The 15,578-nt window shown below is 57.8% G+C and carries 11 protein-coding genes; 5 read left to right on the forward strand and 6 right to left on the reverse strand.

From position 1 onward, the window contains the following. Positions 1-59 precede the first annotated feature (59 nt). On the reverse strand, positions 60-989 hold the full coding sequence (gene tus / locus AC6I8K_RS08720; RefSeq protein WP_483817295.1) for a DNA replication terminus site-binding protein: 930 nt from the start codon (positions 987-989) through the stop codon (positions 60-62). A 129-nt stretch (positions 990-1,118) separates the two neighbouring features. On the opposite strand from tus, the gene AC6I8K_RS08725 reads away from it, so the two are divergent. After that, positions 1,119-2,345: an MFS transporter gene (locus AC6I8K_RS08725; protein WP_483817296.1), complete on the forward strand. Its 1,227-nt coding sequence runs from the start codon at positions 1,119-1,121 to the stop codon at positions 2,343-2,345. Between the two features lie 158 nt (positions 2,346-2,503). Then, positions 2,504-2,989, forward strand: a complete 486-nt coding sequence (locus AC6I8K_RS08730) for an RrF2 family transcriptional regulator (RefSeq protein WP_008110154.1) — start codon at positions 2,504-2,506, stop codon at positions 2,987-2,989. 115 nt (positions 2,990-3,104) lie between these two features. On the opposite strand, the gene oqxB is transcribed toward AC6I8K_RS08730, so the two are convergent. Next, positions 3,105-6,257: a multidrug efflux RND transporter permease subunit OqxB gene (gene oqxB / locus AC6I8K_RS08735; RefSeq protein ID WP_483817297.1), complete on the reverse strand. Its 3,153-nt coding sequence runs from the start codon at positions 6,255-6,257 to the stop codon at positions 3,105-3,107. A gap of 18 nt (positions 6,258-6,275) precedes the next feature. Then, positions 6,276-7,430 carry an efflux RND transporter periplasmic adaptor subunit gene (locus AC6I8K_RS08740; protein ID WP_064741102.1) on the reverse strand — a complete coding sequence of 385 codons (1,155 nt, stop codon included), beginning with the start codon at positions 7,428-7,430 and terminating at the stop codon, positions 6,276-6,278. Positions 7,431-7,724: 294 nt separating this feature from the next. Here AC6I8K_RS08740 and AC6I8K_RS08745 point away from each other — a divergent pair, with 294 nt between their 5' ends. From AC6I8K_RS08745 to AC6I8K_RS08755, 3 genes are all read left to right on the forward strand, one after another. Continuing rightward, positions 7,725-8,072, forward strand: coding sequence for a helix-turn-helix domain-containing protein (locus AC6I8K_RS08745; protein WP_007891342.1), 348 nt, complete (start codon positions 7,725-7,727; stop codon positions 8,070-8,072). Positions 8,073-8,173: 101 nt separating this feature from the next. Next, on the forward strand, positions 8,174-8,608 hold the full coding sequence (locus AC6I8K_RS08750) for a ribonuclease domain-containing protein (protein WP_483817298.1): 435 nt from the start codon (positions 8,174-8,176) through the stop codon (positions 8,606-8,608). 2 nt (positions 8,609-8,610) lie between these two features. After that, positions 8,611-8,883, forward strand: coding sequence for a barstar family protein (locus AC6I8K_RS08755; RefSeq protein ID WP_497826530.1), 273 nt, complete (start codon positions 8,611-8,613; stop codon positions 8,881-8,883). Between the two features lies 1 nt (position 8,884). On the opposite strand, the gene AC6I8K_RS08760 is transcribed toward AC6I8K_RS08755, so the two are convergent. The 3 genes from AC6I8K_RS08760 to AC6I8K_RS08770 are packed head-to-tail and all read right to left on the reverse strand — an operon-like array spanning position 8,885 to position 15,572. Next, on the reverse strand, positions 8,885-11,257 hold the full coding sequence (locus AC6I8K_RS08760; protein ID WP_497826531.1) for a virulence factor SrfC family protein: 2,373 nt from the start codon (positions 11,255-11,257) through the stop codon (positions 8,885-8,887). Beyond that, entirely contained in the window at positions 11,254-14,226 is a 2,973-nt protein-coding gene (locus AC6I8K_RS08765; RefSeq protein WP_064741106.1) for a virulence factor SrfB, read from the reverse strand. Before AC6I8K_RS08765 ends, AC6I8K_RS08760 begins: the two co-directional genes overlap by 4 nt. Positions 14,227-14,228: 2 nt before the next feature. Further along, entirely contained in the window at positions 14,229-15,572 is a 1,344-nt protein-coding gene (locus AC6I8K_RS08770; protein ID WP_497826532.1) for an SrfA family protein, read from the reverse strand. Positions 15,573-15,578: the final 6 nt, after the last annotated feature.

Consider the following 15,578-nt stretch of genomic DNA (forward strand, 5'->3'; position numbering starts at 1 on the left):
CTCACACATTGATATACGAGGGCAGGATGCTAATTGGATGCAGCGATTTAAAAATAAATTTATGCCAGCCGATCGCTCCATAAATGCAGGCGCGGAATGATCAGATGCAGCGGCTCGGCCAGCGGTTTATGGCGATACGCAACGTTCTCCGCATCGTAATTCAATAGCTCACCGAGGATTGGAACCTGCGTCTTATCGCGGCACAGCACCAGCAACGGGGAAGGGCAGGCAAGCTGCACCTGTTTCTTCTCGCTGGCGCGCCACACGCGGGCAATAGGCTGCACTTTTACCGGACGTTTTATTTTCAGCTTCGCCCCGGCGGGTAAGGCGAGAATCGCTTCCAGCTCTTGCTGCACTTTCTCCGCCCACTGTTCACGCGTCCACGGCGCCTGAGCACGATTGGCTTTCAGGCTGCGCTCCAGCTGTTCCACCACCGCATCGCGCGTGACATTTTTGATGATGTTTTTATTCGCCCAGCCAAAGCGCAAACTGTCGGGCGAGTTGAGGAGCGTGACGCTGCGATAGGCGTTGAGGGTAATTAATCCGCGCAGATGCTGGTGGACGAATTCAAAGCGCGCCTCGCTCGGCAAGCCCGAATCTACCGTGATTAACTGTTCCAGCCGCTGCTTCAGGGCGTTAATCTCCACCACCTGCAGGGTGATCTGTTCATGTATATCACCTTCAGCTTCGATACAGATTGCCCCCGGCAATCGCACGGCGGCTTTGGTGCTGAGCTTTTCGGATTGATGCTGCATAAACAGGCGGCAATAGTGCGACAGCGCCATCTCACGCGCGGTTTTGCCGAGGTGCTGCGTCACCGCGATGCGTTCAATTTCATCATGCTCGCGGCCCTTTTCGATTTCCGGCAGGCTAAACACGCGCGCAATCAGCAGCGGCTGCTGTTCAATCTGCTGACGCAACTGACTTAAACCCGCTTCCAGCGCGTTCACGCACTCATGTAAATCGGCAACCAAATCGTAGCGAGCCATAACACACCTCAATAGTTACAACATACTTTTAAGCTTACTCGCTTAGGTGCGAATCTGCCAGTGCAATGCGCGGATTTCGTCAGCCAGGAATGCTCAGGATTTTTCCAGTGGGATGAACGTGTTATAACAATGCTTTGCCTGCTAACGGAAAACGTTGTGAAGCCACAGCCAAAACCCCCCGCACCCGCCATCATTACGCTCGGATTCGTGCAAATCCTGTCATGGGGCGGATCCTTTTATTTAATGGCGGTTATGGCCAATCCCATCGTGGCGGAAACCGGTTGGTCACAACAATGGGTGTACGGTGCGCTGTCGCTCGGCATGTTAGTTTCCGGCTTGCTGGCGCCGTTAACTGGTCGGCTGATTTTTCGTTCTTATGGTCGCGCATTGTTGGCGGCGAGCGGGGCGGTGATGGCGCTGGGTTTGGTGATTATGGGGCTGAGCCATAATCTACCGCTGTTTTTATGTGCCTGGCTGATTATCGGCATAGGTATGGCGATGGGATTATACGACGCGCTGTTTGCAACGCTCGGCACGCTGTATGGCGGCCAGGCGCGCGGCGCGATTACCGGCATCACGCTGATCTCTGGTTTCTGCACCACGTTAGTGTGGCCAGGCACCGCGCTGCTGATTCACTGGCTGGATTGGCGCGGTGCCTGTTTTGCTATCGCTGGACTGCTGTGCGTGTCGGTGTTACCCGCCTATTTATATGCGTTGCCTGCGCCCGAGGGGAAAGTTGCCAGCGCTAAATCCACGTCTTCCGCTGATGACAACGAACTCGCACCCACGCTGTTCTGGCTGCTGTGCAGCATTTTTACCCTCGCGTCGGTAATCATGACGGCAATCTCCGTGCAGCTGATCACCTTGCTACAAGCCAGCGGACATACGCTGGCCTCGGCTCTCGCCATCAGCGCAATTCTCGGTCCGTGTCAGGTGGCTTCGCGCATCGTTGATATCGCCTTTAAGCGCGGACATCCCATCTGGACCACTTTTTTCTCGGTAGGATTGGTGGCGCTCGGTTTACTGCTGCTGACCTGTTATCCGCAGTTTGCCGTGCTCAGCATGGTGCTGTACGGCGCCGGAAATGGTTTGCGTGCCATTGTGCGGGGAACTTTACCGCTGGTGATGGTCAAACCAGAGGCTTATGCAATTGTGGTGGGCCGCATGGCGCGTCCCGCATTGATTGGACAAGCGCTGACGCCGCTGTTTTGCGGCTATGTGTTTCAGCACCTTGGTGGCAATGCGACGTTGTGGATATTGTGCCTGCTGGCGTTGGTCAACGTGCTGTTGGTGATGGTGTTGAAACAGAAATTGCCGCATGCCAGCCCACCATCGGCAAGGGGAGTGATAAATTAAGCAGCCTGTGCGTTTCCGCCCAGTAAAATGGTGAATACGTGCCAGGATCACCGGCGTTGGCTTCTAAAAAGCAACAGTGTTTGTTATATTTATTGCTCATTGATCACTCACTGTCGCGGCATAAAAACAACCAGATAACCGCAACTCAGGATATTGAAATGCTTGATTACCGCTTCCCGACAGCTTTGCAGATGGTTTTGAGCGTAGCGATGGCGGAGCAACTGGGCAAACGCTCGACCAGCGCCATATTGGCGTATGGTCTTGAAGCGAACCCCAGTTTCATTCGGAAACTTATGGTTCCGCTCACGCGTGACGGCATTATCGTCTCGACACTTGGCCGCACCGGCTCGATTCACCTGGGCCGCCCGGCTGCGGAGATCACACTGCGTGACATTTATACGTCGGTGATCGAAGACAAAAAACTCTGGGCGTCGCGTCCAGACGTGGCACCGCGTTGTTTGGTCAGTGCCAACCTGTGTTGGTACTTCAAATCGATAGCTGAAGAGGCGGAAGAGGCCTCGCTGAAAGTCCTGGAAACCCGCACCGTAGCGGATGCGCTGGCCGAACTGAAGCATAATGACACCAGCAACTGCGAAGAACTGCCCGATCTTGAACTCGCCGATCTGTGCAAAAAAGGCCGCTAAAACCGCACCAATCCCGTAAGGTCGCCACTCATGGCGACCTTTTTTATTGCCCCGAACTCCAGCCATAAAAAAATCCGGGCACATCGGCCCGGATTGTTCACTTCACACTTTACTTTTACGCGGTCTGGACTTCCGTTTGAGGCTGTTTGCGCGTCACTAGCTTACGCAGCGTCACATAGAATACCGGCGTCAGGAACAGGCCAAACAGCGTCACGCCCAGCATGCCTGAGAACACGGTAATCCCGGTTACGCCGCGCACTTCGGCGCCGGCACCTTCACCCAGAATCAGCGGAATAGTACCGGCGATAAAGGCAATCGAGGTCATGACGATCGGACGCAGACGCAGACGACAGGCTTCCAGCGCCGCATCAACAATGCTCTTGCCCTGCATCTCCAGCTCGCGCGCAAACTCGACAATAAGAATCGCGTTCTTACACGCCAGCCCCATCAACACCACCAGCCCAACCTGCACAAACACGTTGTTATCGCCGCCGGTGAGCCACACGCCAACCAGCGCAGAGAGCATGGTTACCGGCACAATCAGAATCACCGCCAGCGGCAAGGTCCAGCTTTCATACAGCGCCGCCAGCACCAGGAACGCCAGTAAAACCGCGACCGGGAAAACGATTAGCGCGGTATTGCCCTGCGTTGATTGCTGATAGCTCAGGTCGGTCCATTCAATGTTCATGCCGTTCGGCAGCACCTGCGTGGACATCTCTTCCAGCTTCTGCATCGCCTGCGCCGAAGAGAGCACGCGCGGATCGGCATCGCCAATCAGATCCGCCGCAGGATAGCCATTGTAGCGAATCACCGGATCCGGGCCGTAGGTGGTGGTGATATTCACCATGCTACCAATCGGCACCATTTCGCCGCGATCGTTGCGGGTGCGCAGATTGCCTATATCCTGCACGCTATCGCGGAAATCGCCGTCCGCCTGCGCCATCACGCGCCAGGTACGACCAAACTTATTGAAATCGTTAACGTAAGACGATCCCAGATAGGTTTGCAACGTACTGAACAGCTCGGTCAAAGATACGCCTTGCGCTTTGGCTTTATCACGATCCACCTGCACATCCAGTTGTGGCACGTTGGCCTGATAGGATGAAATCGGGAACATCATGCCCGGCGTCTGCAATACCGCTCCCGTCAGTGTATTAATGGCCGTTTGCAGCGCACCGTAACCCAGGCCCGCACGATCCTGCACATACAGCGAATAACCGGAGCCTTGTCCCAGACCCAAAATCGGCGGTGGCATAATCGAGAAGCCAAAGCCTTGCTGGATTTTCGAGATTTTTGCGTTGATCTCGGCATTGATTTCCGCCGCGCTGCGCGTGCGCTCGTTGAACGGTTTCAGGCCGAAGAACACCGTGCCGGTATTCGGCGTGTTGGTGAACTGCAACGCATTCAGGCCGGGGAAAGCAACCGAATAGGCCACGCCTTCGGTGTTCATGCCGATTTCACTCATCTTGCGAATCACTTCATCGGTACGCGCCAGCGACGATCCTTCCGGCATCTTCACGCCGCCAATCAGATACAACTTATCCTGGGTCGGAATAAAGCCGCCCGGCACGGTGTGGAACATAAAGCCCGCACCCGCCAGCAGCAGCACGTATACGCCAAACACCGCGCCACGGCGCCGCAAGGTTTTGCCGACCAGCGATTCATACCCATCCGAACTGCGCTGGAAGAAGCGGTTAAACGGTCGGAACAGCCAGCCGAGCAGGCGATCGATAATGCGCGTCGGCATATCCTTCGCGGCATCATGCGGCTTCAGCAGCAGCGCCGCCAGCGCCGGTGACAGCGTCAGCGAGTTGATGGCGGAAATTACCGTGGAAATAGCAATCGTCACTGCAAACTGCTTATAGAACTGACCGGTCACACCGGACAAGAACGCCATCGGCACGAACACCGCACACAGCACCAGCGCAATGGCGATAATCGGTCCTGACACCTCGCGCATCGCCTGATGCGCCGCCGCCGTCGGCGACAAGCCTTGCTCGATATTACGTTCGACGTTCTCCACCACCACGATGGCGTCATCCACCACGATGCCGATCGCCAACACCAGCCCGAACAAGCTTAAGGTATTGAGCGAGAAGCCCAGCAGATAGAGGATACTGAAAGTACCGACCACCGAAACCGGCACCGCCAGCAGTGGGATGATCGAGGCGCGCCAGGTTTGCAGGAACAGAATCACCACCAACACCACCAGCACAATCGCTTCGAACAGCGTTTGCACTACGGCGCGAATCGAATCACGCACGAACACGGTGGGGTCGTAAGGCGCAGCCCACTGTACATCGTCCGGGAAGCGGGTCGCCAGTTCGGCCATTTTGTCGCGCACCGCATTCGACAGGTCGATGGCGTTGGCACCCGGTGCCTGGAAGATACCAATGCCGACCGCATCTTTGTTGTTCAACTGCGAACGCAATGCGTAGCTGCCGGAACCCATCTCAATACGCGCCACGTCACGCAGGCGCACCAGCGTGCCGTCGTCGGCGGTTTTCAGGATGATATTGCCAAACTGCTCTTCACTTTCAAGACGGCCTTGGGTGTTAATCGACAGCAGAAAATCACTCTGTTTCTTCAGCGGCTCAGCGCCAAGCTGGCCGGCAGAAACCTGTACGTTCTGCTCCTGCATCGCGCTGACCACATCGGAAGCGGTCAAGCCACGCGCCGCCACCTTATTGGGATCGAGCCAGACGCGCATCGCGTATTCACCGGCACCGAAGATCTGAATCTGACCCACGCCCGGCAGGCGTGCCAGTTCATCTTTCACCTTCAGCGTGGCGTAGTTACGCAAATAGAGTGAATCGTACTTACCGTGCGGCGAGAACATGTGCACCACCAGCGTCAGCGTCGGCGACATTTTCTGCGTGGTGAGGCCCAGTTGCCGTACTTCTTCTGGCAGACGCGCTTCGGCCTGCGCCACGCGGTTCTGCACCTGAACCTGCGCCTGATCCGGATCGGTACCCGGACGGAAGGTCACGGTGGTGACCAGCACGCCATCGGAACCGGCCACGGACTTCATGTACATCATGTTTTCCACCCCGTTGATGGCTTCTTCCAGCGGCGTGGCCACGGAATCGGCAATCACTTTGGGGTTGGCGCCAGGGTATTCCGCGCGCACCTGCACGCTGGGTGGCACCACGTTAGGATATTCACTGATCGGCAGCAGCGGAATGGCGATCAGTCCGGTGGTAAAGATCAGAATCGACAGCACCGCAGCGAAGATCGGGCGGTCGATAAAAAAGCGGGAGAAATCCATAAAAGGCAGTCTCGAAGGTTATTGAGCGGAGCGCATCGCCACCGGTTGAGCGGTCACCGGCATGCCAGGCATAAAGACTTTCTGCAAGCCGTTAACGATGACCTTGTCGCCGGGTTTCAGGCCCTGCTGCACAATGCGCAGACCATCGGCTAACTCACCGGCCTGAATGTCGCGGCGCTGGGCTTTGCCTTGCGCATCGACCACGTAAACGTATTTACGATCCTGATCGGTTAGCACGGCTTTATCGTCAATCAACAGCGCAGTGAAATCAGCGCTGCCCGGCAAGCGCACGCGTGCAAACAGGCCCGGCGTGAACTGACGCTGCTGATTATCCAGCGAGGCGCGCATGCGAATGGTGCCGGTGCTGGCGGTCAGTTGGTTATCAAGGAAATCCACGGTGCCACGGTGCGGAAAACCCTCTTCGCCGGTCAGCGCCACTTCTACCGGCAGCGATCCGCGATTTTCGCCTTTACGCGCCATCGCCTGATAATGCAGATAGGTTGCTTCATCCACGTCGAAGTAGACGTACATGCGATCCTGCGAGACTAAGGTGGTCAGCACGCTGGCACTGTCGCCAGCGGTAACCAAATTACCGGTGGTGATCATCGCACGGCTAGCGCGACCTTCAATCGGCGCGGTAACGCGGGTGAAATCGAGGTTGAGCTGCGCCATATCCACCGCAGCTTGCGCGGATAATACGCTGGCCTGCGCCTGATTGGCCGCAGAACGACGCTGTTCCCACTCTTCGCGTGAAACGACATTGGTGCCGATCAGCTTATCGGTACGCGCCGATTCACTGCGTGCCAGCGTGGCCTGACTACGCGCATTGGCCAGCTCGGCCTGCGCCTGTTCCAGCGTGGCGCGATAAGTGCGATCGTCAATGGTGAACAGCACCTGACCTTTTTTCACTTCTTCGCCTTCGCGATAATTGACCTGATCGATATAGCCTGAAACGCGCGGACGCAGCTGCACGCTCTGCACCGCTTCGAAGCGGCCATTAAAGCTATCCCATTGGCTAACTTTCTGTTCTACCACCTGCGCGACACTCACTTCGGGCGGCGGTGGTGGGGCATTTTGCGCTACACCGCGATCGCAACCGGCCAGCAGGCTTCCCAGCAACATCACTCCTGACAGGCTTACCGCCCGACGAACCCCATTTATTTGCAGATGCATTGTTGTTATTCCGCTTTGGTGAATAAAGAAAGGAGACGTACGAAAAATCTGCAACTTTGAAGATTGCATTAAAACGCGATGAGTGTAGGCTTGTGCAAACTGCAACTGCAAGAATATCTGATACACTTTATGTGCGGTTTTGATCATTGCGTTGCACAGCGAGCAAAGCCCCTACATGCTGTGCGGCATTTAATGTACTAATAAAACTTGCATTAAATGGCAACATCGGTCACCCTTAAAGTGTAATTGCAACTGATACTGATACTGTTCGCCGAGGCGACGGGAGAGAATGGCATGATGAGCGACGCATTTATTCACGATCTAATCGACTGGATTGATAACAACATTGAAGCACGTCTGGATCTGGACACCGTAGCAGGGCGCGCTGGCTACTCGAAGTGGCACCTACAGCGGATGTTCAAAGAGCACACCGGCTATCCACTGGGTGAATACATTCGTAACAAGAAATTGAAAAAATCGGCCGACCGTTTGACCACCAGCAACGAGCCGATTCTCAACGTCGCGATTTCACTTGGTTTCGATTCACAGCAGTCGTTTAACCGCAGCTTCAAACGCCAATATGGCGTAGCGCCGGGAGCATGGCGTCGTCACGCCGCGCCAACCGCCAGCGCAATGCAGTAACACCCCGCCAGGGCCAGCTTGGCTGGCCCGCGTTACTTTCCGCTGTAAATTCACTGCCCTAAATCTGCTACTATCGTCGTCCTGTTATTCAGGATGTCACTATGTCGAAGAAACTTTGGATTGCCTTAATTCTGATCCTTGCCGCGCTGTGGCTCGGGTTAAAACCGCACTTGTCCAACAAATGGGCAAAAAGCCACCCCGATATTTCGCAACTCACCGATGCCAATACCGTGGCGCGTTGGCTGCAACAACATCATCAATTACCTCCTCTCTATCTCACCAAAGGTGAAGCGCGTCATCAGGGCTGGAATCCAGGCAAAGGCAACTTGTGCGAAGTCTTGCCCGGTCGCGCCATTGGTGGCGATCGCTTTAGTAATCGTGAAAGACGGTTGCCGATGCAGCCGGGTAGACAGTGGTATGAAGCCGACGTCAATTACGATTGCGGTCACCGCGATGCCGATCGTCTGCTTTACTCTTCCGATGGCCTGATTTTCCTCACCACCGATCACTATCGCAGCTTCAAACAGGTGCCTTAACCATGTTGACGCTCCATTTTGACTTCCAACACTTGCCGGACCGCCAGGCGTTTTATCACGCGCTGGCGCAGCAAAGCGCTTGCCCGATGGATTTTGGCAATAATCTGGATGCCATGTGGGATTGGCTAACCGGCGGTATGGCGCTGCCTGCGACGTTCTATCTGGTGCATGCCGATGACGCCAGTAAACGTGGCGAGTTTGCGCCATTGCTGGCGCTGCTTGAAGAGGCGCAGCAGCAGTTGCAAGGCGAGCTGCGCCTGGTACGAGAGGCGTAAATCAGGCGTGCAGCGGCAGCAGTAAAATCGCCAGCATCTGCCGCGCATTGGCAGGCAGATCGCCGCCGCCGGTATAGCCATTATTCTCAACGATCACCGAATTCAACCCCACCAGCCAGTCATAAATGTAGTAAGCAGTGTGATTGGCGGGTGCGACCGACAGACGGGTTAAACGCTGTCCCGGCGAGAAACTGACGCTTGGCGCTGGCGGACGCGCAAAAATCGTCTGACCGCGATTGACGCGACTCTCCGGACGTTCACTTTCCGGACGCTGTAAAAAGCCCAGCCACGCGACAAAATCACCCAGCACCGTCATGGCGCGTGAAACCTGACGATCGGTTCGCGCTTCATGCGCGCTAGCCTGCGCATCCGGCTCGTTGAGCGCGCTCTGCAGTTTGTTGAGCACCTTGAGACGGAAGCTGGCGGTAATTAACTCCTCTACCAGCATCTCCAGCGTCGGTTTATCGACGTTGAGCAACGCCAGCAGGCTGCGGCTTTCCGGCAACTGACGTAAATGCTCGAGCCACAGCGCAAAGACCTGCTGCGGGAATTGCTGATCGCGCTGACCACCTGAACTGCGCGGCTCAGCGGCGGCCACCGGCTCATCTTTAAACAGATCGAACTCGAAGCCAATGCCAAAATAACTCTGCTCAGCCGCCGCGGTTTTGGCGCTGTGCTGAATATGGGTGCTGCTGCTTTGACTCAGCCACAGCTGGCGTACCGCTTCGCGTGAAGGCTGGAGGCGCTCCAGCAGTTCACCGTGCAATCCGGTGCGATGTTGCAAACATTTCAGCAGCGTATCGGAGATGGCCTGTTTGCGTGCTGCCTGTTCGGGCGTGGCTGTGGACTCGGTCCACGGCTGCAAACGCTCCACCAGCTTCTGCTGCAAGGCGCTAAGTTGCTGCGCCAGACGATCGCGGCGTGCTTCCGGCTGCATCTCATCCTGCAACCAGCTGCCCATGCGATCGACACCGGCGCGATCGAGCGCCAACATCGACCCCCAGCTTTGACCCGGCTGACCAATCTGCCGTTGCACCGCTTCATCGACGTTAATCTGCTGTTGCTGATAGCGCGCATCATGCGGCGTAATTGCCCAAATCAGACGCGGCTTCTCACCGCTGGCGGCGATCGGTTGATGCATGTGCCATTCACGCAGCGCGCTGGCGGCGACATCGGTGTCCTGACGCTGACTGGCCGCGGTACAAATCAGCATCAAATCGATGCCCTGACGCGCGGCGTACAGTCCTGGCATCAGCGCGCGTTTCTGTTCCAACAGGGTGGCGCGCAGCGGATCGCGTTTGCGCAACTGCGCCAGTTCATCTTGCTGGGCGCGATCGGCGGGTGTGCCCGGCGCGGGTAGCTCCAGCATATCTGCATCATCGTACAGCGCCTGACGCGGCGTGGAGCTCAGCGGCAGGGTGATCTCCAGGGTGAGCAGCGCCAGTAAACCGAGCGGAACATGCTGCGCTTTTCCTACACGATTGGCGACGATTGGACACACTTCAATCATTTCCAGCCAATCAGCATCGTTGCCAATCAGTTTTTCCGCTGGCAGCGCGGCGTCATCCGCCAGCAGGCTAAGCGGCGCTAATACGCGCGGTGCGTGGCGCAGCTGGTGGCGTAAGTGCATCAGGTCGCGCAGGCTTTCGTTCAGCGCGTGTTGACCCGGCCACAGTAGGGCAAATAGCTGGACGCGGTCATCGACGCTGAGCCACGGCGCCAGCGCAACCGCCTGCGGCCAAAAGTGACGATCGAGCATGTCGGCATGACGATGGTGACGACGACTCCACGCCCACAGTGTGATCAGCGCATCGCTGTCCAGTCCCGGCTGCAGTTCATCCTGACGATGGCGCTGCAACCGCTGCAGTGCGGCATCGATCTGTGCCGTGTCAGGCTGAAGGTCCGTGTTGGCACAGGCCAGCATCAGGCGAATCAGTTCCACTTCGCTCAGCAGCGTCATCTCCAGCGGCCAGGCATTTGACTGCGCTTCGCGCAGATGGCTGAAGCGGGTAGCGATAGCGAAATCCACATTGCCGGGATTGATATTCTGGAAATAATTCAGCGTCTTATCGCCGAGGCGCGCAATCAGTTGGCCCTGCGCATCGCCGACCATTTCACTCAGCAGCCAGGCTTTGCCCGCCTGCGACTGACCAAACAGCGCCAGCGTCACCGGGCGCGCCAGTTGACGCGCCAGCGCATGGCTTTCGACGCGCGCGCGGCGCAGCTGCAGCGTCAGGGTTTCGGCTTCCATCGCCAGACGCGGGGCGTGCGCCTGATGGGTTTCCACCCAGTTCAGCGCGCCGTCCAGGGTCTCCTGCATCAGGCTTAGACGTTTCGCAGGCGTTACCGGCGAGGCTTTTTTGGCAGTTCTCATCGTTTGCAGACGCTCCCGCTGTCGATCCAATATTGCGCATTCGCGTTGCCGGTGGCAGACAGCGTGTTCAGTTTCAGACTCAGTTGTTCCAGCGGCACACGCGTGCCGTCATCCATGCGTGCATCGCTCAGCACTAAGCGTTCCGGGCCAAGATTATCCGGTCCCGGCTGCACTGCCAGCTTGATGCGCAGCACGCTTTCACCGGCAACCTGACGCGCCAGCGTCGGATCAACAATGCTCAGGCTATACAGCGGCGAGGCCGGCCAGCGATCGTTTTCCAGCTGGCGGAAGCCGAGGCAGACATTGCCGCGAATGCGGAAGCTGCTTTTGCGATCCAGCGCAAAGCTGCTGCTGTCGAGATCGATCTCGCTGTAGCACAGATTGTCGTCGCTCAGCGCGCTGGTCTCATCCAGCACGCCAAGATAGCGAATGGTGGAGTAAGGTTCGAAATCACCGGCGCGGAACCAGAAGCTGCTCAGGCGCAAATCGAGCGCCAGCAAGCACAACATCGCGCCCACTGCGGCAGTGGATTTCGGGTTATCGATGCGCCCCTGTTTGTTGAACGGATACCAGTCGCTGGTGTGATAGCCTTCCAGCGACAAAATACGGCTGCCCGGCAGTGGTTGCAGATGGCGCACCAGCGCCTGAATGCCGGGGAAGCGTGATGGGCGACCGGTGAGCAGCAGCACATCGCACTGATACAGCGACACCACTTCGCACATCGCGCGCAGCGCCGGAATAATCGCCATGCGGTGTTGCAGAAACTCACCGTGCAGTTGCGCCATGCTGACCACCAACGGCACGTCGAGCAGATCGAAACGGCTGTCGCTGCCGAGCGTGCGCTGGATCTCACCGTTTACAAATGCCATCACGTTGATGGCCGGCTTTTGTGGCACCAGCTCGCCGAACAGCGCGTTGATTTCGCTGTGGCTGTCGAGCGGATCCCAGTTTTCATACTGTTCCAGCACCGCCTGCGCCAGCGGAATAAACAGCTGCAGCGTCACTTGTTGACGCAGTGTGGCCTGTCCATCCATGCGGCTGTCGTGACCGAACAGTTTGTTCATCAGCGGCTCAGCCAGCTGCAAACCGGCTTTCTGCAAACTTTGCTGCAGCGCTGGCAGAATCCACAGCTGAATCACATCCAGCAGAATATCGTCACCCGCCACTTTAAAGCCTTCGCGGAACAGTAAGCGCGGGGTAATTTTGACGTTATTGCCCTGGCCGTCATCGAGGCGATATTGGGTAATGGCTAAGTCGGTGGTGCCGCCGCCGATATCAATTGAAGCGATGCGCAGGCTTTTACCTGGCAGCTCATCAACTTCACGCGGACGATCCGGACGCGCCATGCTGCTAAAGAAATCTTCTGCGCGACCGGCAAAGTTGACCTGGGTTTCGTTGAACAGCCACACCATCTGGCCGCAGGTGGCTTCGTCCCACTCCATCTGCACGTCCGGCACCGGACGCAGGCTGTGCGCCTGGCTGGCGGCGGTAAAGGGCTCTTCGGCCGGATGCCAGCCTTCAGCTTTCCACACCAGCGCGATGGCTTCCTGCATGCGGCGACGGAAAATCTCACGCTCCGGCTTTGGCATGGCGGAGGGCAGCGTCAAAATCACATGACGTAGCTGGCGTGGCGCCTGGCTTTGCGGCATGCGCTGGCGCTGCGCTACGCTGTTCATCTGCATCATCGCCTGCGCCAGCAGCTCACACAGCATAAAGGTCATCAGCGAACTGCGGCTGTAGCTGGCTGAGAACACGGGTAAGCGATCGTCTTCCGCCAGCGCGTGCAGCGGCTGACCTTCGTCATTGACCAGCAAGGTAAACGGCAATGCGGTGGCCTGCGGCTCATCGCTGCTGCCGTTGGCGTTGAAGCGCCAGCCTGGCTGATAGCGCGCTTCATCCCACAAATAGCGGCGTGGGCTGGATAAACCGGTGCTGCCTTCGGTACCGGCACGCAGCAGCGCCAGACGGCTGGCTTCACGTCCTACACGCGTCAATGACGGCCACATAAACGCGTTTTCACGGCCGCTCTCGAGCGAAAAATTGGCTTTGCCAAAGCGCGTTTCCGCAAACTCCACGCGGCTATCGAACAGCTCGTTATAAACCTGATGCGGCTCGGAGAGATCGCGCAGCTGCAGCTCATAGGTTTGACGCAGGCCGCTGCTCTCTTCGGCGTGGTCTTCCACCAGAATGCCGCAGGTATGCGAGTTGCCGACGTCGAGAATGATATCGACATTAACCGCCGGGGTTTGGTGTGATGCCGCCTGAAGGGTGATTTCCGCCAGATCGAGCTGTTCGCCCAGCAGTTCCAGCAGATTAAGGTAGTGCGCCTGATATTCAAATTCACGTAGCGCCTGATTCAGCTCCTGTTCGCGACGCGATTCCAGCGCATGCACCTGCTGGCTAAAGGTTTCACGCAGCCAGCCATCAACCCACGTGTGATCAAGGAATTCGCCCAGCTCGTAGTTGTGCCAGGCGAGGGCGAAACTGACGCCATTCTGCGCATCGGCTTTGCTTAAGCCGTGCTGCTCGCCGCCATCCTGTTCTGACACAATGCGCGTATCAAAAGCGAGCGTGATGCGATGGGTGTTGCCCGCCGCGTCGGGTTGCGTCAGCGGCGCCAGATGCAAACGCGCCCAGTTATCCGGCCCGCCAATAAAACGACGTCCGCTGGTGCAGCGTAGCACCGGCAGCGGTAGCCACTGCTGCGCCAGCAGTTTCAGTGAATCGGCCAGCGCGATATCCGTTTCCGGCCGCACCACTTCCGCCGCGCCGCCATCTTCCGGGAAGAGCAGGAATTTGCCGCTGTTACCGTCAACGTTGAGGCGCAGCAGCGGGCCATTAGCCGTTTGGCGGACGAACTGGCGGCGTGCCTGCAACGCAGGTAAACGCAAACCAAAATCAAGAAACTGCACACCGCTATCTTCAATCAGCGTGATTTTCTGTTTGTCATCGATGAGGGGAGCCAACATGTTTACTTACTCTCACGCTTAATCGTCAACGGGAACACCTGATCTGCGCCGTATTGCGCAGTACAGCTAGCGATGCCATCACCGGCTTTACACACCAGTTCGGGCATGCGGTAACGCGATTTATCGCTGCACGTCGCAGTATAGCGGCTGCGCACTTCCATGCTGCCGGCGGTGGTCATCGCGGCGGTGACATCGGCTTTACAGCGGATGTTGTCGCCCTGGGTAATGGTGGCGGTGCCTTTGCCGTTGCGGATCTGATAGCGCAGGCTTGGCGGCTTGCCAGTTGGCAGATTGGTTTGACGCAAGGTGACGCGCCAGGTGCCATTGATAAATTTCACCGAGCCAACGCGTGCATCGTCAGTGGTCATCACCAGATCATCGGCTTTGGCCGGTTCGGTGTGTTCTGCCACCACTTCAGGCGGTGCGGCAGGCGCGGCCACCGGCGCAGCGGCGATGACGGTCGCGGCAGTTTGCGGCAAGGTGGTGGCGAGTTTTTCCACGTTAACCATGACGGCAGACGGCTTGCTGCTTGGCACAGCGCTGTCTGCCCCCGTTGTCGCAGCAGGTTGCGGCGCGCTGTGCAGCCAGAAGGCGACGCCAGCAGCGACGACCGCGGCAACCGGCAACAGCAGCATCAGCGGACGTACGGCAAAGGCGCGACGGGGCGGCGCGACAGGTTCGGGTGCGGGTTCAGGCACGGGCTCAGGAATGACGTCAGCCACCGGTGCGTCGATTTCAGCTTCAGGCTCGTTCACCGATTCGGCAGCGGCAGGCGGCACGTCGATCAGCGGCGCAATCACCGGCGCAACCACCAGCGGAGCGGGCGCTGGCGGGTCTGGCAGCAGCGGTGGCAATTCATCTTCCAGCGAATCGCGCAGGCAGGCCAATGCGTCATCGCGTGAGCGCGCCTGCGGATCGACAAATCCCCAGAAGGTGATCACCGGTTTGCCATCCACCAGATAAACGTACTGCTGATCCGGGAACTGCAGGGTTTTGCTCAGCAGCGCGCCAAACAAGCGCATCGCCGGATTCTCAGCGTCGCGCGCACGCAGGCTCAGCGCCAGCAGATCCTGCTGGTTCAGCGTCAGCAGTTCCAGCGCCTGACGGCGCTCATGATCGCTGGCACCCAGCCAGGATTTTACTTTGCCGTTAAAAGGGGCATACCAATCGAGGCGGTCACCGCGCTCGTTAACCTGCGGAATCGCGAGGCAATTGGCCAGCGTAGTTTGGCGGCGCAGGCGCAAGGTTTCACGGATTTGCAGCGCGGACGTCCAGACCGGCTGGCCGTTTTCACCCAGTGCCAGTACCGTATCCAGATTGCCGCTGCGCAGAAAAGTTTTTGCCACTCGTTG

This window comes from Pantoea sp. X-Soil-ISGK-421 (genome assembly GCF_059730785.1).